Source organism: Comamonas aquatilis (assembly GCF_965139575.1).
Taxonomy (GTDB): domain Bacteria; phylum Pseudomonadota; class Gammaproteobacteria; order Burkholderiales; family Burkholderiaceae_C; genus Comamonas; species Comamonas aquatilis.
In genome coordinates this window covers 106,352-129,254 of record NZ_CBCSIW010000009.1, presented here as the reverse complement: position 1 = coordinate 129,254, position 22,903 = coordinate 106,352, and the positions used below count along the sequence as shown (strand labels likewise).

Sequence of the window (22,903 nt, the reverse complement as noted above, 5' to 3'; positions counted from 1 at the left end):
AAAAGCCATTCAGTCAAAAAAATCATGCTGCTGCATGCGCATGGCGGCGCTGCGGGTGGACGCTGTTTTTGTAGCTGCAGCGCGCACATCCTTGTAAGTAAATTACTTGTTACATACGTAGTTTGCATAAAATTTACGCAAACTACCCTTGTATACTTTTTGAAAACATAGACATCTGAGAGGCGATTCATGCGTTTTGCATTGACCAGCGTTTCCCTGACTGCCGTGCTGCTGACAGCCTGCGCTGCCCAGGCGCCGCATGAGCAACTGGCTCCGGCATCTCCCACTGTGCGCCTGTGCGAGGGCAATAACTGCTCCGAGCTGCCGCGCAATGTGCAGACCTTCAAAGGCGAGCCCGTGAATGTCGAAGCCGAGCGTCGCCTGGCCGCACTGACGGCCCGTGCCGAAGCCGATCCGCGTGCTGCCTATGACCTGGGCCTGCGCTATCTGCGTGGCGACGGCGTGGAGCGCAACAGCTACCAGGCCATTGAGTGGATGCGCAAGGCTGGCGATGCCGGCCATGGCCCGGCGCAATTTGCCCTGGGACGTTTGTACTTCCTGGGGTTTGAGGAAATGGGCCCGGACCCCGCCGAGGCCGAAGCCTGGCTGTCGCGTGCGGCTGCCAAGGGTTACAAGGATGCCAAGCGCCTGCTGCCGCAAGCCCAGGCCGCCAAGCGCAATGCCCAGCAGCGCTACCAGATCATGGAAGACGACCGCAAGTCCTGGAGCAGCTGGTATGCCGGCGCACCTTACTACTGGGTCTGGGGGCCTTCGGGCTGGTATCTGCGCTGATGCCCTGGCGGCTAGGCTCTTTATTTTTGTGAAGCAATAGAAAGCAATTTATGTCCAAGAAGACAACTCTGCGTCTGGCCGCTCTGGCCGGTGCCCTGGCTCTGGGTGGCTGCGTGACGCCTGGCGGCGGCACCATCAGCACCGGAACTGCTCCCACGGCCGCCACAGGCGCTGCCGGCGGTGCAAGCAGCGTGAATGCCAATCAAGCTCTGGAGCGCTGCGATGCGCCTCTGGGCACGCTGGCCGTGGATGACGGCCGCGGCAAGGACTGGTATGCCAGCTTTGGTGCAGCCACCAAGATCACCACCATCGAGCCGCTGATCCGTCTGGCCGTGCAGCAGTCCAACTGCTTTGTGATCACCTCCATCGGCAACAACCGCACCGAAAGCAAGATGTCCGCCATCACGGACAAGCAACGCAACTCGGGTGAGTTCCGCGCCGGCTCCAAGCAGCAAAAAGGCCAGCGCGTAGCGGCAGATTACTACATGGAGCCTTCCATCGTCATCGACAACGACGCCACCGGCCAACTGGCTGCTGGTGTAGGTGGCCTGTTCGGCAATGTGGGTTCGCTGATTGGCGGAGCCATGCAGAGCAAGGCTTCGGTGGTGACGCTGAGCATGTTCGACATCCGCTCTGGCGTGCAGATCTCGATTTCCGAGGGCAATGCCACGGCCACCAACTTCGGTGCTGCCATGGGTGCGTTCGGCGGTGGTGCCATGGCCGGTCTGGGCGGCTTCTCGCGCTCGCCCGAAGGCAAGGCCACCGTGGCGGCCTTTATGGACTCCTACAACAACATGGTGATCTCGCTGCGCAACTACAAGGCGCAAGAGGTCAAGGGCGGACTGGGCCGTGGCGGCCAGCTCAAGGTCGGCAAGTAATCTTGCTGGCGTAAGCGCAACAAAAAGGGCCTGATATTCAGGCCCTTTTTGCATTGCGCGCCGCATGTGTAATGCGGTCGAAGCTATGTTTATTGAAGCTGGAAGATCTTGCCAGGATTGAGGATGTTCTTGGGGTCCAGCGCCTGCTTGATGGCACGCATCATCTGCACCGCGCCGTCACCGGCTTCCTCAAGCAGAAAGCCCTGCTTGTGTATGCCTATGCCGTGCTCGCCCGTGCAGGTGCCGCCCAGGGCGATGGCACGCTGCACCAGTTGCTGGTTCAGGGCTTCGGCCTGCTGGCGCTGCGTGTCATTGGCGGGGTCGATCAGATAGCCGAAGTGGAAGTTGCCATCCCCCACGTGGCCCACGAGGAAGTAGGGGATGCCGCTGGCATCGGCCTCGGTCACGCATTGCAGCAGGGCGTCGGCCAGGCGGCTGATGGGCACACAGGCATCGGTGGTGATGCAGCGGCAGCCAGGCACGCTGGCCACGGCGGCAAAGTAGGCGTTGTGGCGCGCCGTGAAAAGGCGGGTCCGGTCTTCGGGGCGTTCGGCCCATTCAAAGGCATTGCCGCCGAATTCGCCGGCAATCTCCTGCATCATCTCGGCCTGTTCCTTCACGCCCGTGGGCGAGCCGTGGAACTCCATCAGCAGCATGGGCTCTTCGCGCAGCGTGAGCTTGCTGTAGGCATTGACCATGCGCACCGAGTTCACGTCCACCAGCTCCACACGGGCGATAGGAATGCCCATCTGAATCGTCTGTATCACCGTGTGTACCGCCGCTTCAATGCTGGGGAAGGAGCAGATGGCGGCAGACACGGCCTCGGGCAGCGGGTACAGGCGCAGCGTTATCTCGGTGAAGATGCCCAGCGTGCCTTCGCTGCCGATCAGCAAGCGCGTCAGGTCGTAGCCGGCCGCGCTCTTTTTGGCGCGGTTGCCGGTGCGGATGATTTCACCGCTGGCCGTCACCACTTCCAGCGCCAGCACGTTCTCGCGCATGGTGCCGTAGCGCACGGCATTGGTGCCGCTGGCGCGGGTGGCGGTCATGCCACCAACGGAGGCGTCGGCACCGGGATCGATGGGAAAGAAAAAGCCCGTGTCCTTGATGGCATCGTTGAGCGCCTTGCGGGTGATGCCCGGCTGCACGGTCACGGTCAGATCTTCGGTGTTGACCGAAAGAATCTGGTTCATGCGGCTCACGTCGATGGTGATGCCGCCTTCTACCGCCAGCAAATGGCCTTCCAGTGACGAGCCGGCGCCATAGGCAATCACCGGCACGTTGAACTGCTCGCAAAGCTTGACGGCATCCTGCACGTCCAGCGTGCTCTGGGCAAATACCACGGCCGCAGGCGGGGGGGCGGCAATCGAGCCTTCATCGCGGCCGTGCTGTTCGCGCACGGCCAGCGCCGTAGAGCACTGGCTGCCAAAACGCGCTGTCAGCGCTTGCAGGAATTCATCGGAAACAGGGCGCTGCGCCCATTCGGGCAGCAAGTCGGTGGTGGCGTTCATCGTCAAAAGAATAACACTGCAAAACTACCTGAGCAGGCTGCTGCGTGCCTCGCGTCGCCTTGTTTGGCGAACGCTAGAAGCGTCAATTTCTTGGCATGTCCCTGGATCAAACCGGCCGCGAACTTGCTAGGAATGGCTTGCGGCTCAAGCGTTCAGCGCTTTAAGCAACAGGCTTGGCCAGCTGTTGCTCGTGCTTGCCACCGGCGGCGGTAAAGGCCTTGAGCATGTCCGCCGGAGCGCTGCTGATCTTGCGGCTGGCCTGGTGCGTTGGCGCGCCATGTCGATACGTGCTCTGGACCAGGGCGGCGCCGCCGACGCCAAATGTCAGTACTGAAAACAGAACTACGCTCAGCACCTCAAACGGTGTGTCCTGGTAGTGACGGAAGAGATGTTTTTTCATGTCGAATTCTCCGGTTGGGTTTCTACAGATGTCCTTTCGCTGTGCATCCGTGCTGCGCACTGCTGCGGGCCGATTGCAACGCGCTTGCGTGTGCAAAGCCAGCACTATTGCCGCTTGTTGCGCCTGTCTACATTTACCTGCGGCATGTAAAGCGCTAGTGAATCTGCGCAGGAGGACTGGCACTGCATAGATAAGTTGGGTTCTAGCTAATGAGAAATAACTGGTTTGTTTTTCACGGCCGCCTGTCTACATTGCAAAGCTTCACGGCGTGCGCTGCAGAGCTCGCTTCAGACCACAAGCAGCTCGGAGGGCGATTTCATGCGCGATGCAGATCGCAGATCATTCATACGGGGACTGGCCGGTGCCTCTGCCGCCGCACTGTGCGGCACGGCCCTGTCTGCCCATGCCACGCCGGTACAGGCCTGGCCGTCCAGACCCATCAGACTGGTGGTGACCTTCCCACCCGGTGGCTCCAGCGATATCGTGGCGCGGATACTGGCGCCCCTGCTGGCCGAGAAGCTGGGCCAAGCGGTAGTCATAGACAACAAGCCTGGCGCCGGCTCGTCCATCGGTGCGCAGATCGTGGCCCACAGCCCCGGCGATGGCTACACCTTGCTGGTTTCCAATTCGGCGGCCCTGTCCATTGCGCCTTCGCTGTTGCAAAAGCCCGGCTATGACGCTTTGAGCAGCTTCGAACATCTGGCCTATATCGGCGCAGTCCCCACGGTGTTTGCCGTTCATCCCTCGGTGCCCGTCAAGACCCTGGCCGAACTGTCGGCCTGGATCAAGGAACAGCCGGCGCCTGTAGCTTTTGGCAGCGGCGGAGCGGCTTCGGTTGGGCATTTGATAGGCGAGCAGTTTGCGCAGACGCTCAAGCTTTCCATGGAGCATGTGCCTTATCGCGGCGCAGGCCCGATGCGGGCCGATCTGCTGAGCGGACATATCAAGCTGGCCGTGGATGCACTGCCACAGAACATCGCGCTGCACCAGCAGGGCCGGCTCAAGCTGCTGGCGTTGACCTCGCCACGCCGCGTGGCCCAGGCGCCCGGCGTTCCCAGCGTGACAGAGCTGGGATTGGCGCAGCTGGTGTCCGAAAACTTTGTCGGCATCTCGGCGCCGGCAGGCCTGCCCAGAGAACTGGGCGAAAAAATCACCGAAGCCGTGCGCCAGATCGCGGCCCGTCCGTCCTTTGTGCAGGCGCTGCAAGCCCAGGGTTTTGTGACCCGCGACATGGAGGCTGCGGCCTTCACCCGGCTGATTGCCGATCAGCATCTGGCATGGGCCGATGTGGCGAAGAAAACCGGTGCCAAACTTTAAGCAGACAAGCATGACGACAAGCTCAATTTCTCCTCGCAAAAGCCGCTACGCGGTAGTGCTGTTCGGCCCTGAAGGCCAGGGCAGTTTCAATGAATCCGGCCTGCAGGGCGCGCGCAAGGCGAAAGCTGCTGGCTTTGATGTGGATGTGCTCTGGGTGGCCGGGCAATCGGCCGAGCAGCGGGCCCAGGAAATGGCCGTGCTGTGCGGCGGCCGCTATGCGCTGATACTGGCCCACGGCGGCCAGGGCGACGGTCCGGTGAAGATCCTGGCCGAACGCTGGCCGTCACAGGCGTTTGTGGTCACCCAGGGCAGCTGGAGCGCGGCCAATGTGGCGCGCTACGAGGTCTTGCAGGAACAGTCGGCCTTTCTGGCCGGCGTGCTGGCCAGCCAATGGAGCAAGACGGGCGCAGTAGGGCATTTCTCCGGCGAGAAAGTGCCGCCTGGACTGCGCGGTCGGGCCGCCTATGCGGATGGTGTGAGAAGTGCGGGATTCAAGGGCCGGCTGCTCACCCAGTTCTGCGGCCATCAGCACCGGCCGGAATGGGCGCAGCAGTGCGTGGGCAGCATGATCGAGCAGACGGGGCTGGACATTGTGTTTGCCATGATCGACGGCGGCCGGCCCGGCGTCACACAGGCCTGCCGCCAGCATGGCGTGGCCCAGATCGGCAATGTGCTCGACTGGGTGGGGCGCGATCCTGAAGTGTTTGTGGCCTCGGCCATTTGCAACTCCGGCGAGGCCTTGTTTCGCGCAATTGAAGACCATGAAAACGATGTGCTGCATCTGGGCGCTTACCGCGCGTTTGGGCTGGAAGAAGCCGATCTGGTGCGACTGGAGCTGGGCGCGCGCGTCGATGCATCCAGCAAGCTGCTGGTGGAGGAATGGGCACATAGGCTGGTGGGCGGTGAGCATGAGATTCAGCTGAACTACAACGGCGCCGAATTCCCTTTGCCGCAAGCCGAACTGGCAGCCTGATTGCCGCCCATGAGGGTGGGGTGTTCCTTGCGTCAAGCACAATCAGCGCTAGCACCGCACTGATTGAAAAAGGAAGACATATGGGCAACCGCCTCACACAGATCGCCACCCGCACCGGCGATGACGGAACCACGGGCCTGGGCGACAACACCCGGGTATCGAAGAACAGCGGCCGCCCCCATGCCATGGGCGATGTGGACGAGCTGAACTCGCATATAGGCCTGCTGCTGTGCGAGCCGCTGGCCCAGGATGTGCGCGATCTGCTGGTCGATATTCAGCACCAGCTGTTCAACCTGGGCGGTGAGCTGTCCATGCCTGGCTACGAGCTGCTCAAGGACGATGCTTTGCTGCAGCTGGACAACGCGCTGGCCCACTACAACGCGCAGCTGCCGCGTCTGCTGGAATTCATCTTGCCGGCCGGTACACGCGCTGCATCGCAGGCCCATGTGTGCCGCACCGTGGCGCGCCGTGCGGAGCGCCATGTGGTGGCGCTGGAGCAGGCCGAAGCCATGCGCGCCGCGCCGCGCCAGTATCTGAATCGCCTGTCCGATCTGCTGTTTGTGCTGGCCCGCGTGCTCAACCGCGTGGACGGTGGCGATGATGTGTACTGGAAGAGCGAACGCCTGGCGCGCAGCCAGGCCGAAGAGGCCTGATTTACTGCTTTGAATTTATGAGCGGGTAGCGCTGGTTCTTCAATGATTTCATATGCAAAGCTATCTGGAATCTTTGAATGCAATGCGCCAGAAGCTCATGAATCAATAGCGTCGAACTCCAGGCTCAGCGGGCCATGGCCGCCTTGTAAAGGCTTTGCTTGGGAGAGGCCATCAGGCGGCGCAGCATGGGCTCGAATTCGCTGATCGGCAAGGTCTCTGCCTGAGGGTCGAAAGCCGGGTTGTCATACAGCTCGCAGAACTCGGCCGTGTGCGCGTAATGCGGCTGGTCCTTGAACTGCTCGCGCATGTCCGGGTCCATGCCCAGGTGATGGAAAAAATAGTGGCCCTGGAAGATGCCGTGGTGCTTGACCATCCAGTGATTGGCTTCGCTCACAAAGGGCTGAACAATGGCTGCGGCGATGTCGGGATGGTTGAATGAGCCCAGGGTGTCGCCGATATCGTGCAGCAGGGCGCAGACCACATATTCCTCGTCCCGGCCGTCGCGCAGGGCGCGCGTGGCGGTTTGCAGCGAGTGGGTATAGCGGTCCACTGGAAAGCCGCCGTAATCCCCCTCTAGCAGCTTCAGATGGGCCATCACTCTATCGGGCAGGCCGCGCGTGAATTGCGCAAACTCGCCGCCTATCAACTGCCAGTCTTCACGCGTGCTGTCTTGCATGCGGATGAAATTCGCCCGAGCATTCATGCTTGTCTTTCGTGGGTGATTTTAGACCCACTGTAGAGCGCAGGCCGGGCTTGCGCTGTCAACGGCATGACATGCGACGGCGTCAATAAGTCTCCAGATGCAGACGTCCTTCGCGCTTGAGTCTGGCGCCCAGATCGTCCCAGGCAAGGCCTGCTTGCTGGGCCACATCGCGCAGGGCTAGCACCACGCCTTCTTCCATGCTCTTGAGGCCGCAGACATAGATGTGAGTGTTGTCGTCGCGCAGCAGCTGGGCCAGATCCGTCGCTCGCTCGCGCATGGCATCCTGCACATAGCGCCGGGGCTGGCCGGGCACGCGCGAGAAGGCGAAATTGTGGTCCATGAAGTCCTTGGGCAGATTCTGCAAAGGGCCGAAGTAAGGTAGTTCCTGGGGCGTGCGTGCACCGAAGAAGAGCATCAGCTTTCCGCCTTCGAACTTGCCGCTTTTGCGCAAGCGGCGCCGCCACTCCGTCATGGCGCGCATGGGGGCGCTGCCGGTGCCGGTGCAGATCATCACGATATGCGAGCGCGGGTGGTTGGGCATGAGGAAGGAGCTGCCGAACGGCCCTATGACCTGTACCTTGTCGCCCACCTGCACATCGCACAGATAGTTGCTGGCCACGCCGCGCGTGGGCCGGCCTTCATAGTCTTGCGTCACGCGCTTGACGGTCAGCGCCACGTTGTTATAGCCGGGGCGCTCGCCGTTGCGGGCGCTGGCCACCGAGTACTGGCGCGCCACATGGGCTTTGCCATTGGCATCCACGCCGGGCGGGATGACGGCAATGGACTGCCCTTCCAGCACCGGGAAGGGCATGGCGCCGAAGTCCAGCACGATATGGTGGGTTTCGTTGTCGTAGCCGGCCTCGGTGCAGTTGATATTGCCGGCCACTGTCACCGTTATGGGGTTCTTGGGGCCGTACAGATTGGTATAGGCGTGTGCCGCAGACCAGGGCGGCGTGGTGGCGCCATAGGTGGCGGCGCGAAAGCTGCCATCCACGGCCGAGCTGCTGGCCGCAGCAATCACGGCCTGTGTCATGTCCTGCACATAGATCGGCGCCTCCTGGGCGGCGGCCAGGCGCTCGAGGGGCAGCTCGGCAGGCAGGCTTTCCCAGCCGTACTGGTCGGCCAGAGAATACGGCTCGCTGGCCGGTACCTGGCGCCAGTTGTCTATGGAGCCGGTGGGGCAGGGCGAGATGCAGGCCATGCAGCCATTGCATTTGTCGGCCATGACCACGTAGTTGGTGTCGTCATGGGTGATGGCATCCACCGGGCAGGTGGCTTCGCAAGTGTTGCAGCGTATGCAGATTTCCGGGTCAATCAGGTGCTGATTGAGAATGCCATTGGCGATCAACGTGGTGCTGCTCATTGTTTTCTCCTGACATGGCCCAGAACTGGCACGACCCAGGCGAGAGGTGCCGGGCAAGAGCCGCTGCGCAGCGGCTCTGGGGTCAATTGAACCTCACGTACTCAAAGTCGATGGGCTGGCGGTTGATACCCATGACGGGCGGAGCAATCCAGCCAGCGAATTTGCCTGGCTCCAGGCAGCTGCCCATGAGCGAAGCCACAAAGGCGCGGTCGTCGTCGGTGGGTAACCATTCCTGCTTGCGGGCTTCCCATTCCTGCGCGTTCACGGGGCGGCCATCGGGGCTCAGACGCACACCGGCCAGCGCGCCGATCTGGCGGTTGAAGGCCTTGTGGGGCACGATGAGGCGAAAGTCGATGCCGGCTTTTTCCATCACCTTGTTCCAGCGGCCCACGCCGGCATTGCTGTCCTTGATGTAGTCGTCGCGCAGCACCTCGTTCAAGGCGTTGAGCATGGGCACTTCCTTTTCCTGCAGCTTGCCGTCCACCACTTCCAGCACCTTGTATTGCTGGCCGTGCAGCTTGTGGTCGTCGTCGCGCTTGCCTTCCTCGTAGCGGCCCTTGAGACCCGAGCTGTAGAAGGTGGCTGCATTGCTGGATTGATCGGCGCCAAACAGGTCGATGGTGACGCTGTAGTGGAAGTTCAGATAGCGCTGAATTGTGGGCAGATCGATCACGCCGGCCGCGCGCAGCTTGTTCACGTCATCGGTCTTGAGTTCGTTCATCACCTGGCAGGTGCGGGCCAGCACGCGGGAGATGCCGGACTCGCCCACAAACATGTGGTGGGCCTCTTCGGTGAGCATGAATTTGGTGGTGCGCGCCAGTGGATCAAAGGCGCTTTCAGCCAGCGCGGCCAGCTGGAATTTTCCGTCTCGGTCCGTGAAGTAGGTGAACATGAAAAACGCCAGCCAGTCCGGTGTCTTTTCATTGAAGGCACCGAGGATGCGCGGGTTGTTTTCATCGCCCGATTGGCGCTCCAAAAGTGCCTCGGCTTCCTCGCGACCGTCGCGGCCGAAATGCTTGTGCAGCAGATAGACCATGGCCCACAGATGGCGACCTTCTTCCACATTGATCTGGAAGAGATTGCGCAGGTCGTACATGCTGGGCGCGGTCAGGCCCAGATGGCGTTGCTGCTCCACCGAGGCGGGCTCGGTATCGCCTTGGGTGACGATGATGCGGCGCAGATTGGCGCGATGCTCGCCGGGCACGTCCTGCCAGGCTTTTTCGCCCTTGTGATCGCCAAAGTGCACGCTGCGATTGGCGTCGCCGGGATTGAGGAAAATGCCCCAGCGGTAGTCGCGCATCTTCACGTAATCAAACTGTGCCCAGCCCTGCGGATCCACGCTCACGGCGGTGCGCAAATACACGTCGTGATTAGTCGATCCTTCGGGGCCCACATCGTCCCACCAACGTATGAAATTGGGCTGCCAGCTTTCGAGTGCGCGCTGCAAAGTGCGGTCGCCGCTCAGGTCCACGTTGTTGGGGATTTTTTCGCTGTAGTTGATGCTGTTCATCTCAGATCTCCAGTGCTATTTCTGTGAACCCATTACGCCGTGCCGGCTCATACTCTGTTGAAGTCGAAGCCGGCTTTTTGTCCAGAGCCGTAAACCTTGAGCGCGCCTTTTTCACCCACGGCATTGGGGCGTATGAAGATCCAGTTCTGCCAGGCCGACAGACGGCCGAAGATGCGCGTGATCATGTTCTCCTTGCTGGCAAAGCGCAGATTGGCTTCCAGGCCGGTGAGGGCGTCGGGCGACATGGCGGCGCGCTCCTCGATGGCGATGCGAATCTCGTCTTCCCAGTCGATATCGTCCAGTGCCGCCGTGACCAGGCCCAGCTGCTGCGCGGCGTCGCCATTGAGCGTCTGGCCGACGGCGGCGCGGGCGGCATCCAGCGGAGCGGCTTCTTCGTAGAAGCGGCGCTGCAAACGGCTTTGCTCATTGACCAGGGGAAGCAGGCCGAAGTTGAAGTCATCGAGCTGAATCACGGGTTCGCGCTCGGGTTCGTCAGGCAGCACCAGCATGTAGGCGCGGTCGGCGCAAAAAGCCAGCTCGGCCAGCATGCCGGCAAAGCAGGAGCCGGGCTCGATCAGCGCGAACAAGGAGCGCGAGGACACATCCAGCCGTGCAAACGTCCGGCGCAGCAGGCCTATGGTTTCGCGCACCAGCCAGTGCTCCTGATGGGCCAACAAGACCTGGTCAGTAGCCAGCACGACGGCGGCATCGCCTTCGGTTTTCAGCAGCCAGGTACCGATGTCGGGTTCGTTGGTGCGCAGATGAAGAATGGCGTCATCGAGCTCGCGGCCCATGGCCAGCGGCCACCAGTTCACGCCGGCCGCTTCAATGCCTTGAACATCGGCAGGCTGTGCGCCTTGCGGGGCTTTGACGGTCAGGGTTGCCGCGCGCTTGCTGCGGTCGATCTGCACGTTGACATGCGCATAGTCCATGCCGTCGGCGCTGGCGGTACGCTCTATTTTTGTGAGCTTCACGCCATTGCCTGTCGCCGGGCGCAGGCTGTTTTTTGCCAGATTTTCCGCGCGCTGGGTGACCAGTTCGGCAAACTGGGCCGGCTTGGCAATCGCATCGGCCAGTCGCCAGTCCACCGCACGCTGGCCGCGCACGCCTTCCACGCTGGTGCAGAAGATGTCGGCCAGATCGTGGCGCACATGGCGCTTGTCGGTCACGCGGGTCAGGCCGCCGGTGCCCGGCAGCACGCCCAGCAGCGGCACTTCGGGCAGGGAAACGGAAGAGGAGCGGTCGTCGATGAGCACGATGTCGTCGCAGGCCAGGGCCAGCTCGTAGCCGCCACCGGCGCAGGCGCCGTTGACGGCGGCGACAAACTTGAGGCCGCTGTGCCTGGAACTGTCTTCCATGCCATTGCGGGTTTCGTTGGTGAACTTGCAGAAGTTCACCTTCCAGGCGTGCGAGGAGACGCCCAGCATGAAGATGTTGGCGCCGGAGCAGAAGATGCGCTCCTTGCCGCTGGTGACAACCACGGTTTTGACCTGCGGATGCTCGAAGCGGATGCGGTTGAGTGCATCGTGCAGCTCGATATCCACGCCCAGGTCGTAGCTGTTGAGCTTGAGCTTGTAGCCTGGGCGTATGCCGCCGTCTTCGGCAATGTCCAGCTTCATGCGGGCGATGGAGCCTTCCACTTCAAATGACCAGTGACGGTACTGGCCCGGTTCGGTGCGGTAATCGACGATAGCTTGCGGCTGCATGTTCGCCCCCAGGTGAGATGAAAGATAGTGCAGAAATTTCCCCTTGTCGGCATAATTATGCAGATTCGTCGGCAAATTGCACGCGGCATTGCGCACTATGTTGCATGTTTTGGCTAAACCTAGGGTATTCCTGATGCCGCTGGACTCAGACGCTGGGCAACGCAGTTCAGGCATTTTTATGCCTCTAGTTCAATAACTGAAAGCGCTGCCAGCTATGAATTCGGGAGTAAAAGTGTGATCTCGCTGATGCAGTCAGGGCGGTTCAAGCTTGCACCGAAGCGGGGGCCGTGCCTGGCAGGCGTTTTCCCTGCAAGCGGCTCCATCAATTCCCGAATATGGGCTGGCGGGCGCTGGCGGCTTGCACAATAGCTGCACCATGCTGACCTTTTCAGACATCCAAGCCGCCGCCACCCGCCTTCAGGGCGCGGTGCTCCAGACCCCTTGCGTCGAATCGCGCACGCTCTCGCAAATCACGGGAGCTCAGGTCTATCTCAAGTTCGAGAATCTGCAGTTCACTGCCTCTTTCAAGGAGCGCGGCGCACTCAACAAGCTGCTCATGCTCACCGCTGCGGAGCGCGCCCACGGCGTGGTCGCCATGAGTGCGGGCAACCATGCGCAGGGCGTGGCCTACCATGCACAGCGGCTGGGCATGCGGGCCGTCATCGTCATGCCGCGCTTCACGCCGGGCGTGAAGGTGGAGCGCACGCGCGGCTTTGGTGCCGAAGTGGTGCTGCATGGCGACACTCTGGCCGAAGCCCGCGCCCATGCCTACCAGCTGGCGCAGGAGCAGCAGCTGACCTTTGTCCATCCCTATGACGACGAAGCCATTGCCGCCGGTCAGGGCACGGTGGCGCTGGAAATGATGGCGGCCCAGCCCGATCTGGACACGCTGGTGATTGCCATCGGCGGCGGCGGCCTGATTGCCGGCATTGCCACGGCGGCCAAGGCCATCAAGCCCGGGCTGCAGGTGATAGGCGTGCAGACCCAGCGCTTTCCGTCCATGCTGAACGCCGTGCGCAACACCGATCTGCCCATGGGCACCTCCACGATTGCCGAAGGCATTGCCGTGACCCAGCCTGGCGTCATCACCCAGGAAGTGGTACGGCGCTGCGTTGACGATTTGCTGCTGGTGGACGAAGGCGATATCGAGCAGGCCGTGCTCATGCTGCTGGAAATTGAGAAAACCCTGGTCGAAGGTGCGGGAGCGGCGGGGCTGGCGGCCCTGCTGCGCCACCCCGAGCGCTTCAAGGGCCAGAAAGTGGGGCTGGTGCTCTCGGGCGGCAATATCGATCCGCTGCTGCTGGCCGCCATCATCGAGCGCGGCATGGCGCGCTCAGGCCGGCTGGCGCGCATACGCGTCAGCGCTCGCGATGTGCCGGGCGTGCTGGCCCAGATCACCGCCACCGTGGCGGGCGCCGGTGCCAACATCGAGGAAGTGCACCACCAGCGGGCCTTCACCATGCTGGCCGCGCAGAACGTGGAGATCGAGTTCGTGCTGCAGACCCGCAACCAGCCGCATGTGGAGCAGGTCTTGCAGGCCTTGCGCGACACCGGCATGGAGGCCGTGCGCATTTGAGGTTTCCCCTATCGGGGTGGGGCGGGCTTGGGCTCAGAATGGTTCCAAGCCCATTTTGAAACACTTGCTGTTTGAGGAGCATTGATCGCATGTCAGATGATCCCGTTTCCCATTCCGAACCCATGGACGCGGCCGAGGCTGTCGTGCCCTACATTCCCGTCGTGCTACCCGTGGCCGGGGCCGTGATGATGTTTTTGTTAGCCTTTATTGCCGTGCATATGGCTTGAAGCCTGGCTCTGGCCGCCAAGACCCCGCGCTGCGGGGTTTTTTTACGCCTGCATGGGCGGCATAGGCATGCTTTTGATTGCATATTTACATGCATAAAACGCATGGTTATTGCAACTGAAATGCTGACAAAAAAATCGCCTCTCCCTAGAATCGATGTCCCATTGCCATGGAAGGCATGGCTGCTTTGTGCTTTTAAGGGCTAGTGACAGTCCGGTTTTAGGCTAGCGGTCATGCGTTGTGCTCCTTTTCTCAAGCCTTTTTTCAAAGACGCAGCCGCCCGGTGGTTCTCTGTTTCTTTGAAAAACTGGTTTTAATTAAAGGAACTTCCCCATGAACGCACCCGTGATGCAAGGCCTGACGCTGCAGGCCCCCGACTACGTCAAAAATCCCAAGCTCATCGCTTGGGTGGCTGAGATGGCCGCGCTGTGCAAGCCCGCCAAGATTCACTGGTGCGATGGTTCGCAAGCAGAATACGACGCGCTGTGCCAGGAACTGGTGGATGCCGGTACCTTCAAGCCTCTGGCCAAGCGCCCAGGTTCTTTCCTGGCCTGGACCGATCCTTCGGACGTGGCCCGTGTGGAAGACCGCACCTATATCTGCTCCGCCAAGAAGGAAGACGCCGGCCCCACCAACAACTGGATGGAACCTGCGGAAATGCGTGCCACGCTGAACCCGCTGTTCGACGGCTGCATGGCCGGCCGCACCATGTTTGTGGTGCCTTTCTCCATGGGCCCTCTGGGTTCGCCCATTGCTCACGTGGGCATCGAGCTGTCCGACAGCCCCTATGTGGCGGTCAACATGAAGATCATGACCCGCATGGGCAAGGCCGTGTATGACGTGATCGGCACCGACGGCGAATTCGTGCCCTGCGTGCACACCATCGGCGCGCCTCTGGCCGCAGGCGAGAAGGACGAAACCACCTGGCCTTGCAGCAAGACCAAGTACATCGTTCACTACCCCGAAACCCGCGAAATCTGGTCTTACGGCTCCGGCTACGGCGGCAACGCCCTGCTGGGCAAGAAGTGCTTTGCGCTGCGCATTGCATCGACCATGGGCCGCGACCAGGGCTGGCTGGCCGAGCACATGCTCATCCTGGGCGTGACCAATCCCGAAGGCAAGAAGTACCACGTGGCTGCCGCCTTCCCCTCGGCTTGCGGCAAGACCAACTTCTCCATGCTGGTGCCGCCCAAGGCCTTCGACGGCTGGAAGGTCACCACCATTGGCGACGATATCGCCTGGATCAAGCCCCAGGCCGACGGCTCGCTGCGTGCCATCAATCCTGAAGCCGGTTACTTCGGCGTGGCTCCCGGCACCAATATGCTGACCAACCCGAACTGCATGTTGAGCCTGGACAAGAACGTGATCTTCACCAACGTGGCGCTGACCGACGACGGCGACGTGTGGTGGGAAGGCATGGAAAAAGACCAGGGCAAGCTGCCGGATCACCTGATCGACTGGCAAGGCAAGGACTGGACACCCCAGATCGCCAAGGAAACCGGCGCCAAGGCCGCTCACCCCAACGCCCGTTTCACCGTGGCCGCCACCAACAACCCCGCGCTGGACGAAGCCTGGGACGACCAGAAGGGCGTGAAGATCGACGCCATCATCTTCGGCGGCCGTCGCTCCACCACCGTGCCTCTGGTGACCGAAGCCCGCAACTGGACCGAAGGCGTCTACATGGCTGCCACCATGGGCTCCGAAACCACGGCCGCCGCCTTTGGCGCGCAAGGCGTGGTGCGTCGCGATCCTTTCGCCATGCTGCCGTTTGCCGGCTACAACATGAGCGACTACTTCCAGCACTGGCTGGACATGGGCGCCAAGATCGAAGCCCAGGGCGCAGCCCTGCCCAAGATCTTCACCACCAACTGGTTCCGCAAGAATGCCGAAGGCAAGTTTGTCTGGCCCGGCTACGGCGAAAACATGCGCGTGCTCAAGTGGATGATCGACCGCCTGGAAGGCCAGGCTCAAGGCGAAGAAACCGCTTTCGGCGTGGCTCCTCAGTACGCTGAAATCAACTGGAACGGCCTGGACTTCAACGCCGAGCAGTTCGCCAGCGTGACCAATATCGACAAGGCTGCCTGGGCCGAAGAAATGAAGCTGCACGGCGAGCATTTCGACAAGCTGGCCTACAACCTGCCCAAGGCCTTGCTGGATACCAAGGCCCAGCTGGAAGAGCGGCTGGCCGCCTGATTCAGTCGTCGCTGAATGCAAAAGCCCCGCAGGTGTGCAAGCCTGCGGGGCTTTTTATTGGGCTGCTGCGAATCTGATAGCTGATGACGCAGAGTTGATGTGCGGCTGAGCCCGATTTCTTGTCAGTCCAGACGTTAAAAAGCCGCTGGCCTTATGGGCAGCGGCTTTTGTAGCGCGTGAGGCAGATCAGCTGCGCTGGCGATCCATGGCGCGGGCCAGATCGGCCATCAGGCGGGCGTCTTGCAGCGCAGCATTCCAGACACGTTCATCGGAGACGGCTTGTTGGCGGCTGTCCACCCAGGCGCGGTAGCCGGTGCGCACCATGCGCAGGCTGCGGCGGGCAGGGGAGGAGAACAGGGCTGCGCCGGCAAAGGCCATGGACCACAGCACCATCCAGGCGGCCAGCATGTGGCCATCGGTCCAGGATTCGGTGATCTGGTGCACTGCGGCAGCCACAGCCACCATCACGATGGCCAGCAGCAGCCAGTGCGACTGGGAAGACTTCTGAGGCTGGGCAGCAGCGACCAGACGCTCTTCTTCGGTTTGATAGATTCGCACCACACCTGGGTGCTCGACAGAGTAGGAGTTGTATATAAAGTTGCTCATGGCAGAAAGCCCTGTGGTCCAACGCTTGTGGCGAAATGCCGGGGGACTGGTAGTAACTATAGGGTTTACCCCACATACATTCAAATTTATATTTTGAATCTGTAGCATTCACAGCAGTGATGAATTGCTTGCTATGACCCCACTGAACTTTCGCTCACTCGATCTCAACCTCCTGCGCGTGTTTGACGAAGTCATGTCCGAACGCAGCTTGACCAAGGCCGCACACAAGCTGTCTATCACTCAGCCGGCGGTGAGCAATGCCATGCGGCGTTTGCGCGAAGCGCTGGGCGACGAGCTGCTGGTGCGCCAGGGCCAGGGGGTGGAGCCCACGCCGCGCGCTCAGGCCTTGTGGCCGGTGATACGCGAAGCGCTGCAGCATCTGGAAGGCGCGCTGTCGCCCGACGATTTCAACCCCGAGACTGCCCACACCACGTTTGTGCTGGCCATGGCCGATGCCACGGCCGCCACGCTGATCCCGCCGCTATACCCGATTCTGGAAAAAGAAGCCCCCGGTGTAGGCATACGCCTGCTGCCGCTGGTCACGCGCGATCCGCGTGCTCTGCTCGATGCCGGCGAGGCCGACATGGCCGTGGGCTACTTTCCCGCCGTGCTGGCCGATCTGACGGCCCGGGCCCAGGCCGGTGCCTTGGTGGCCTTCGACAACCGGCGACTGTACGAGGGCGAATACCTGTGCGTGATGCGCAAAGGCCATGCGCTGGAGCATGTGCAACTCACGCTGGACAATTACTGCGCGGCCCGCCATATGCTGGTGAGTTTTTCTGGCCGCTCGTTCGGCTTTATCGACGAGGCCCTGGCCTCACTGGGCCGCTCGCGCGAGGTGGTGCTCACCGTCAATCAGTTCTTCACCGCCGGGCGGGTGATCATGCATTCGGACCTGCTCACCATCTTGCCGCGCCACTTTGTGCCGGTGACGGGCATGGAGGAGCAACTGGTGCTGCGCGAGCTGCCTTTTGACGTGACGCCCGTGCATGTGGATGCGCTGTGGCGCCGTCGCGGCCCCCATCCCCAGGCCTATGACTGGTTGCTCAGGACGCTGGCACGCGCGGCGGCAGTCACTTTTTCCAACCACCATGTGCCGGTGCCGCCGCACGCTTGAATACACTGACAGCCATGAAGATCCAGCTGTTGTCCGACCTGCACCTTGAAGTCCATCCCCAATTCGAAGCCCAGCCGGCTGCTGGCGCCGATGTGCTGGTGCTGGCGGGCGATATCGGCTCCTACCAAAGCTCCACCCAGGTGAATGGAGAGAATTTCGGGCTGGAGCGCTTTTCGCCGCTGCCGCAGTACGCGGGCTGGCCCGCCCCCGTGCTGTTTGTGCCCGGCAACCACGAATACGATTCCCAGGACTTTGACGAGGCGCGTCTGCGTCTGCGCCAAACCTGCGATCGCCTGGGCCTGATCTGGCTGGATCGCGAAACCGTGGTCATGGACGGCGTGCGCTTCATAGGCACCACACTGTGGAGCGACTTTGACGCCATCGCCATGAACGAGGGCGTGAGCGACACCACCCGCCTGCACCGGCTGCGCGACAAGGCGTTTCGCGCCGCCAACTTCTATCTGCGCAAAACCGGCGGCAGCCGCCATGGGGAGCCGTTTCTGGCCGAACCCATGCGCGAGGAGTGTCTGGTCTGTCAGGACTGGTTGCGGGCTGCCCTGCGTCAGCCGTTCGACGGGCCGACGGTGGCCGTCACCCACTTTGCGCCCAGCCTCAAAAGTGCCGATCCGCGCTACGGCCTGGTGCCAGGCACGGCCGGTTTTTGCAATGTGATGGATGACTGTCTGCCCTATGCCGATCTGTGGCTGCACGGCCATCTGCATTGCCCTAGCGATTATGTGGTCAGCGGCCAGCATGACGACGGCCGGGCCTGGCGTTGCCGGGTGGTGGCCAATCCCCTGGGCTATGCGCGCAAAGGCGAGCAGATCGGATTTTTGCCGACAGCAACAATTGACTTGAGTTAAGTCAAGACTGTCATACTGCCAACAGCTTAGGCTTGAATCATCAACATGGAGGACCCGGTATGAAGATCTTGCTCGCAGTCGACGGTAGCAACTACACGCAGAAAATTCTGGCCTATCTGAGCTCCCATCAGGAGATGCTGAGCGCCAGCCGTGAATACACCGTCATCACCGTCCAACCTCTGCTGCCCCCGCGTGCACGTGCGGCCTTGGGCAAGGAGGTGGTGGAGCAGTACTACGACGAAGAAGGCCAGAAGATTCTGGAGCCCGTGCTCGCGACTTTGCAGACCCATGGCGTGAACGCGAAAAGCGTGAGCAAGGTCGGTCCGATTGCGGAAACCATCGTCAAGTACGCGCAAGAAGGTCAGTACGACCTGATCGTCATGGGCACCCACGGCCACAGCGCGCTGGGCCGTCTGGTCATGGGTTCGGTCAGCTCGCAAGTGCTGGCGGGCTGCACCATTCCTGTGCTGCTGATCCGCTGATGGCCTGACGATCTTCAGATTTCATAGCTGCTGGCGCTTATGCTCAATGTATCTCAAGCATATAGCGCGATGAAATCAAGCAAGAGCAGACGGCAATAGCTACAAAAACCAAAGCACCTCTGTTGAAATCTGAAAAGCCGCGCCGTTAGGCACGGCTTTTTTCATGGCTGAACCAGCAGCGTGCGGGCGCTGTCCAGCAGCGCGTCGCTGACACGGGAGAGCACGCGCGACTCCAGATTCCAGCAGTGCCAGAACAGCGCAATCGCCAGCGCATGGCCGGGTGCCACTTCCACCAGAGCGCCGCTGTCGAGATCGGCCCGCACCAGCAGCTGCGGTAGTACGGCCATGCCCCAGCCGGCGCGCACGGCACGTACCTGGGCCTCGCAGCTGGGCAGCAGAATCTGATGGCGCAGCGAGACGTTTTTCAGACCCAGGCTACGTGCCACGAACTCGGTCTGCATATCGTCCTTGCGGTTGAAGGAGAGAAACGGCAACGTGTTGAAGTTCTTGCGCGTCAGTCCCTGCGGCAGCTTGTCCTGCGCAAAGGCCGAGGCTGCCACGGCCACATAGCGCATGGCGCCCAGCGGCCGCACCGTGCAGCCGCGCAAGGCCTGCTTGAGGGTGGTCACGCAGCCCATGACCTGGCCGGAGCGCAGCAGCTCCTGGGTGAAGTCCTGGTCATCCACCAGCACCTCCAGCGGCAGCCCGTCCTTGACCAGGGCGTCCAGCGCCGTCATGGCCCAGGTGGCAATGCTGTCGGCGTTGATGGCAATAGAGATGGTCTCGCCCGCCAGACTTTGTCCGGTCTGTGGTGCCAGCTCCTGCAGTTCGCGCGCCACATCGGCCCGCAACAGGCGCAGCTGCTTGGCATGCTTGAGCAGCAGCCGCCCGGCACTGGTGGCCTTGGCGGGGCGGGTGCGTTGCACCAGCACCGAGCCCACCTGCATCTCCAGTGCACGCAGGCGCTGCGACACGGCCGATTGCGTGATGTGCAGCTTTTGCGCAGCGCGCTCAAAGCCGCCTTCTTCCACGATGGCGGCCAGGCATTCGAGTGCCGCCGGGTCCCAGGAGGTCATGGCAATCCCATAAGTGAAACTGATGAATCTGCTGAAAATTTAATAGTGCTTTTGATTGACGGCAAGAGTGCTGACACTGGCCGCATGAACATCATTGTCTTGGGCGCCGGCATCATCGGCATCAGTACCGCCTGGCATCTGCGCGAGCGCGGACATGAAGTCACCGTGGTGGACCGCCAAAGCGGCCCGGCGCTGGAGACCAGTTTTGCCAATGCGGGGCAAATCTCCGTCAGCTACTGCGAGCCCTGGGCCAACCGCCAGGCGCCGTGGAAGGCGCTCAAATGGATGTTCGACAAACAGGCGCCGCTGCTGTTCAGGCCCCAGCTGGACATGGCCCAGTGGCGCTGGTGCCTGCAGTTTCTAGCCCATTGCAATGACGGCGCGTTTGCGCGCAATGTGCAGCAGATCGTGGCCCTGGGTGCCTACAGCCATGTGGCGCTTAAGGACGTGGTGCAAAAGACCGGCATTGAATTCAACCGCCTGGAACGCGGCATTGCCCATTTCTACAGCAGCCAGCAGGCTTTTGACGAGGCCGCGGAAGCGGTGGAGCTGATGCGCCGCCACGGCGTGCAGCGCCGCCTGGTCAGCCGCGATGAGCTGCTGAAGATCGAGCCGGCCTTCAGTGCTTATGGCGAGCAGATTGCCGGCGGCACGTTCACCGACAGCGACGAGAGCGGCGACGCGCGCGGGTTCACCGAAAAGCTGGCTCAGCTGTGCGCTGCGCGCGGCGTGAATTTTCTCTACGACACCCAGATCGAGCAGTTGCAAGCCGCACAGCCGGGCAAGCCGGCCAGCGTGCGCATTCGGGCTCATCACAGTGCGGCCAGCCGTTTGTTGACGGCGGATGCCATCGTCGTGGCCTGCGGCAGCTACACGCCGCAGTTGCTCAGGCCGCTGGGCGTCAAGGCTCCCATCTACCCTGGCAAAGGCTATAGCGCCACGCTGAACATTCTGCAGCCCGAAAAAGCGCCCTGGGTCTCCACCATCGACGACAGCCGCAAGATCGCCATGAGCCGCCTAGGCAATCAGCTGCGCGTTGCGGGAACGATAGAAATTGGCGGTTACGACCTCGCGCTGGACAGCGCCACGGCCCGCGCGCGCTGCCATATGCTGGTGCAGCGCATCGAGGAAATCCTGCCCGGCGTATGCGACACCCGCTTGCCCGAGCAAGGTGGCGACCCGCAGTTCTGGTGCGGTCTGCGACCTGCCACGCCGACAAATATTCCCTGCATCGGTGCTACCGCGGCCCCAGGCATCTGGATCAACGCCGGCCACGGCACGCTGGGCTGGACGCATGGTGCAGGCTCGGGCAAGGCCTTGGCGGCGCTGATCAGCGGCGAGCGGCCCGCATTGGACTTTGGCTTCTGGGGCCAGGCCGACAGACCTCAGCGTCAGCAGCAGGCGGTGCTGACGGCCTGAGGCTTCAAGTCGCGGGAAAACCCCGATCTGCATTGGTTGACGTGTGATTTATTCGCGAGAATAATTACCGTGTTAACTAAATATCAACCATGCAGACTCAGCCCATTCTTCTGAACGACGGATTGCCGCTGGCCACCGTGTACGGTGTGCTGCTCAATGACCGTGCCACCGTGGAGCGCCTGACGCCCGAGTTCGACAGCGCGCCCTACAAGGCTGCGCCGCAGGCACCCGTGCTCTACATCAAGCCGCGCAACACCTTCGCGCTGGACGGTGCTGCCGTGGCCGTGCCCGCCGATCCAGGTGTGGTGCGCATCGATGCCACGATAGGCCTGGTGATAGGCAAAACCGCTACGCGCGTGTCGGTAGATCAGGCACTTGGCCATGTCGCCGGTTTCGTGCTGGTCAGCGATGTGACGCTGCCCCACGAAAACTACTACCGCCCCGCCATACGCCAGCGCGACCGTGATGGTTTTTGTCCTCTAAGCCCCATGTTTCATGACGAAGCCGGTTTCGATCTCGATGCAGCCACGCTCAGCATTGTCATCAACGGCGAGCGCGCTTACGAGCGCAGCTTTGCCACGCTGGTGCGCCCGGCCGCGCAGCTGATTGCCGATGTGACGGAATTCATGACGCTGGCCGCAGGCGATGTGCTGCTGCTGGGGCCTGGCGAAGGCTCGCCGCTGGCGCATCCAGGCGATGTCGTGCAGATCAAAGTGCCCGGTCTGGGCGAGTTGACGCATACGGTGATTCAGGAGGTGCAGGCATGAGGTACGGACGCATTGTGTTGGATGGCAAAGTGCTTCAGGTCATCGAATCTTCTGACGGCCAGGTGCTGTTGCCCGACGGCCGCTCCGTGGCTGAAACCGAGCTGCAATGGCTGCCGCCCATGGAGTTCGGCACCATTTTTGCGCTGGGTCTGAACTACGCCGATCACGCCAAGGAAATTGCCTTCAACAAGGCGCCCGAAGAGCCGCTGGTCTTTCTCAAAGGCCCGAATGCCCTGAACGGCCACCGCGGCCATACACGCCGGCCGGCGGACGTGACATACATGCACTTCGAGTGCGAGCTGGGCGTGGTGATTGGCAAGACTTGCCGCCATGTCAAAAAAGAAGACGCTTACAGCGTGGTGGCCGGTTACGTGACCGCCAATGACTACGCAATACGCGACTATCTGGAGAACTTTTACCGCCCCAATCTGCGCGTCAAAAACCGCGATGGCGCAACGCCCGTGGGCCCGTGGTTTGTGGATGCGGCCGACATTGCCGACCCCATGAATCTGCGCCTCAGAAGCTGGGTTAATGGCGAGCTGAAACAGGACGGAAACACCGCCGACATGGTGCACAGCATTCCCGCGCTGATTGCCCATTTGTCCAGCTTCATGACGCTCAATCCCGGCGATCTGATTCTGACCGGCACCCCCGATGGCGTGGCTGATTCCAGAGTCGGTGACGAGATCGTGACCGAGATCGAGGGCGTGGGCCGGCTGGTGAATTTCATTGGCGGCGACGAGCTGCTGGCTCAGGCTTAACTAGCAAGAATTCAG

The 22,903-nt window shown here is 61.8% G+C and carries 22 protein-coding genes; 14 read left to right on the top strand and 8 right to left on the bottom strand.

Annotation, left to right across the window (positions count from 1 at the left end; translation table 11 throughout):
• Positions 1–189: 189 nt before the first annotated feature.
• A complete protein-coding gene (locus tag ACNAZA_RS12980) occupies positions 190–792 on the top strand; it encodes a tetratricopeptide repeat protein (protein WP_120965489.1) in 603 nt (200 codons plus the stop codon).
• A gap of 50 nt (positions 793–842) precedes the next feature.
• Positions 843–1,670 carry a hypothetical protein gene (locus tag ACNAZA_RS12975; RefSeq protein WP_415796981.1) on the top strand — a complete coding sequence of 276 codons (828 nt, stop codon included), beginning with the start codon at positions 843–845 and terminating at the stop codon, positions 1,668–1,670.
• A gap of 89 nt (positions 1,671–1,759) precedes the next feature.
• Here the strand turns inward: ACNAZA_RS12975 and ACNAZA_RS12970 are convergent, their stop codons facing one another.
• Together ACNAZA_RS12970 and ACNAZA_RS12965 are read right to left on the bottom strand one after the other, a co-directional pair.
• Positions 1,760–3,178, bottom strand: a complete 1,419-nt coding sequence (locus ACNAZA_RS12970) for an FAD-binding oxidoreductase (protein ID WP_415796980.1) — start codon at positions 3,176–3,178, stop codon at positions 1,760–1,762.
• Between the two features lie 160 nt (positions 3,179–3,338).
• Positions 3,339–3,578, bottom strand: coding sequence for a hypothetical protein (locus tag ACNAZA_RS12965; protein ID WP_415796979.1), 240 nt, complete (start codon positions 3,576–3,578; stop codon positions 3,339–3,341).
• Between the two features lie 318 nt (positions 3,579–3,896).
• Here ACNAZA_RS12965 and ACNAZA_RS12960 point away from each other — a divergent pair, with 318 nt between their 5' ends.
• The 3 genes from ACNAZA_RS12960 to ACNAZA_RS12950 all read left to right on the top strand — a co-directional run bounded on the left by ACNAZA_RS12960 (position 3,897) and on the right by ACNAZA_RS12950 (position 6,521).
• Positions 3,897–4,895 carry a Bug family tripartite tricarboxylate transporter substrate binding protein gene (locus ACNAZA_RS12960; RefSeq protein WP_415796978.1) on the top strand — a complete coding sequence of 333 codons (999 nt, stop codon included), beginning with the start codon at positions 3,897–3,899 and terminating at the stop codon, positions 4,893–4,895.
• Between the two features lie 10 nt (positions 4,896–4,905).
• On the top strand, positions 4,906–5,868 hold the full coding sequence (locus tag ACNAZA_RS12955; protein WP_415796977.1) for a BMP family lipoprotein: 963 nt from the start codon (positions 4,906–4,908) through the stop codon (positions 5,866–5,868).
• Between the two features lie 80 nt (positions 5,869–5,948).
• A complete protein-coding gene (locus ACNAZA_RS12950; protein WP_415796976.1) occupies positions 5,949–6,521 on the top strand; it encodes a cob(I)yrinic acid a,c-diamide adenosyltransferase in 573 nt (190 codons plus the stop codon).
• 124 nt (positions 6,522–6,645) lie between these two features.
• Here the strand turns inward: ACNAZA_RS12950 and ACNAZA_RS12945 are convergent, their stop codons facing one another.
• From ACNAZA_RS12945 to boxC, 4 genes are all read right to left on the bottom strand, one after another.
• A complete protein-coding gene (locus ACNAZA_RS12945; protein ID WP_415796975.1) occupies positions 6,646–7,224 on the bottom strand; it encodes an HD domain-containing protein in 579 nt (192 codons plus the stop codon).
• An 82-nt stretch (positions 7,225–7,306) separates the two neighbouring features.
• Positions 7,307–8,587 (bottom strand): benzoyl-CoA 2,3-epoxidase subunit BoxA, encoded by a 1,281-nt coding sequence (gene boxA, locus ACNAZA_RS12940; protein ID WP_415796974.1) that lies wholly within the window; start codon positions 8,585–8,587, stop codon positions 7,307–7,309.
• Positions 8,588–8,669: 82 nt separating this feature from the next.
• Complete coding sequence (boxB, locus tag ACNAZA_RS12935; RefSeq protein WP_120965504.1) at positions 8,670–10,097, bottom strand: benzoyl-CoA 2,3-epoxidase subunit BoxB; 1,428 nt, start codon at positions 10,095–10,097, stop codon at positions 8,670–8,672.
• Between the two features lie 47 nt (positions 10,098–10,144).
• Positions 10,145–11,803, bottom strand: coding sequence for a 2,3-epoxybenzoyl-CoA dihydrolase (gene boxC / locus ACNAZA_RS12930; protein WP_415796973.1), 1,659 nt, complete (start codon positions 11,801–11,803; stop codon positions 10,145–10,147).
• Between the two features lie 376 nt (positions 11,804–12,179).
• On the opposite strand from boxC, the gene ACNAZA_RS12925 reads away from it, so the two are divergent.
• The 3 genes from ACNAZA_RS12925 (at position 12,180) to ACNAZA_RS12915 (ending at position 15,797) form a co-directional block, all read left to right on the top strand.
• Positions 12,180–13,379, top strand: coding sequence for a threonine ammonia-lyase (locus tag ACNAZA_RS12925; RefSeq protein WP_415796972.1), 1,200 nt, complete (start codon positions 12,180–12,182; stop codon positions 13,377–13,379).
• A gap of 89 nt (positions 13,380–13,468) precedes the next feature.
• The gene (locus ACNAZA_RS12920; RefSeq protein ID WP_162989467.1) at positions 13,469–13,606 is read left to right on the top strand and encodes a hypothetical protein; all 138 of its coding nucleotides are present in this window, start codon (positions 13,469–13,471) and stop codon (positions 13,604–13,606) included.
• Between the two features lie 331 nt (positions 13,607–13,937).
• Positions 13,938–15,797: a phosphoenolpyruvate carboxykinase (GTP) gene (locus tag ACNAZA_RS12915; protein WP_415796971.1), complete on the top strand. Its 1,860-nt coding sequence runs from the start codon at positions 13,938–13,940 to the stop codon at positions 15,795–15,797.
• A gap of 186 nt (positions 15,798–15,983) precedes the next feature.
• Here the strand turns inward: ACNAZA_RS12915 and ACNAZA_RS12910 are convergent, their stop codons facing one another.
• Entirely contained in the window at positions 15,984–16,403 is a 420-nt protein-coding gene (locus ACNAZA_RS12910; RefSeq protein WP_415796970.1) for a hypothetical protein, read from the bottom strand.
• A 133-nt stretch (positions 16,404–16,536) separates the two neighbouring features.
• Here ACNAZA_RS12910 and ACNAZA_RS12905 point away from each other — a divergent pair, with 133 nt between their 5' ends.
• From ACNAZA_RS12905 to ACNAZA_RS12895, 3 genes are read left to right on the top strand one after another with little or no spacing between them, the layout of a single operon-like run.
• Complete coding sequence (locus ACNAZA_RS12905; protein ID WP_415796969.1) at positions 16,537–17,520, top strand: LysR family transcriptional regulator; 984 nt, start codon at positions 16,537–16,539, stop codon at positions 17,518–17,520.
• Between the two features lie 14 nt (positions 17,521–17,534).
• Positions 17,535–18,383, top strand: coding sequence for a metallophosphoesterase (locus tag ACNAZA_RS12900; RefSeq protein ID WP_415797005.1), 849 nt, complete (start codon positions 17,535–17,537; stop codon positions 18,381–18,383).
• Positions 18,384–18,442: 59 nt separating this feature from the next.
• The gene (locus tag ACNAZA_RS12895) at positions 18,443–18,865 is read left to right on the top strand and encodes a universal stress protein (protein WP_415796968.1); all 423 of its coding nucleotides are present in this window, start codon (positions 18,443–18,445) and stop codon (positions 18,863–18,865) included.
• A gap of 161 nt (positions 18,866–19,026) precedes the next feature.
• Here ACNAZA_RS12895 and ACNAZA_RS12890 read toward each other — a convergent pair whose 3' ends face one another.
• Positions 19,027–19,941, bottom strand: coding sequence for a LysR family transcriptional regulator ArgP (locus ACNAZA_RS12890; protein ID WP_415796967.1), 915 nt, complete (start codon positions 19,939–19,941; stop codon positions 19,027–19,029).
• Positions 19,942–20,025: 84 nt separating this feature from the next.
• Between ACNAZA_RS12890 and ACNAZA_RS12885 the strand changes: the two genes are divergently transcribed.
• The 3 genes from ACNAZA_RS12885 to ACNAZA_RS12875 all read left to right on the top strand — a co-directional run bounded on the left by ACNAZA_RS12885 (position 20,026) and on the right by ACNAZA_RS12875 (position 22,888).
• Positions 20,026–21,360, top strand: coding sequence for a D-amino acid dehydrogenase (locus ACNAZA_RS12885; protein ID WP_415796966.1), 1,335 nt, complete (start codon positions 20,026–20,028; stop codon positions 21,358–21,360).
• 89 nt (positions 21,361–21,449) lie between these two features.
• Positions 21,450–22,127 (top strand): fumarylacetoacetate hydrolase family protein, encoded by a 678-nt coding sequence (locus ACNAZA_RS12880; protein WP_415796965.1) that lies wholly within the window; start codon positions 21,450–21,452, stop codon positions 22,125–22,127.
• Positions 22,124–22,888, top strand: coding sequence for a fumarylacetoacetate hydrolase family protein (locus ACNAZA_RS12875; protein WP_415796964.1), 765 nt, complete (start codon positions 22,124–22,126; stop codon positions 22,886–22,888). Before ACNAZA_RS12880 ends, ACNAZA_RS12875 begins: the two co-directional genes overlap by 4 nt.
• The last annotated feature ends 15 nt before the right edge of the window (positions 22,889–22,903 follow it).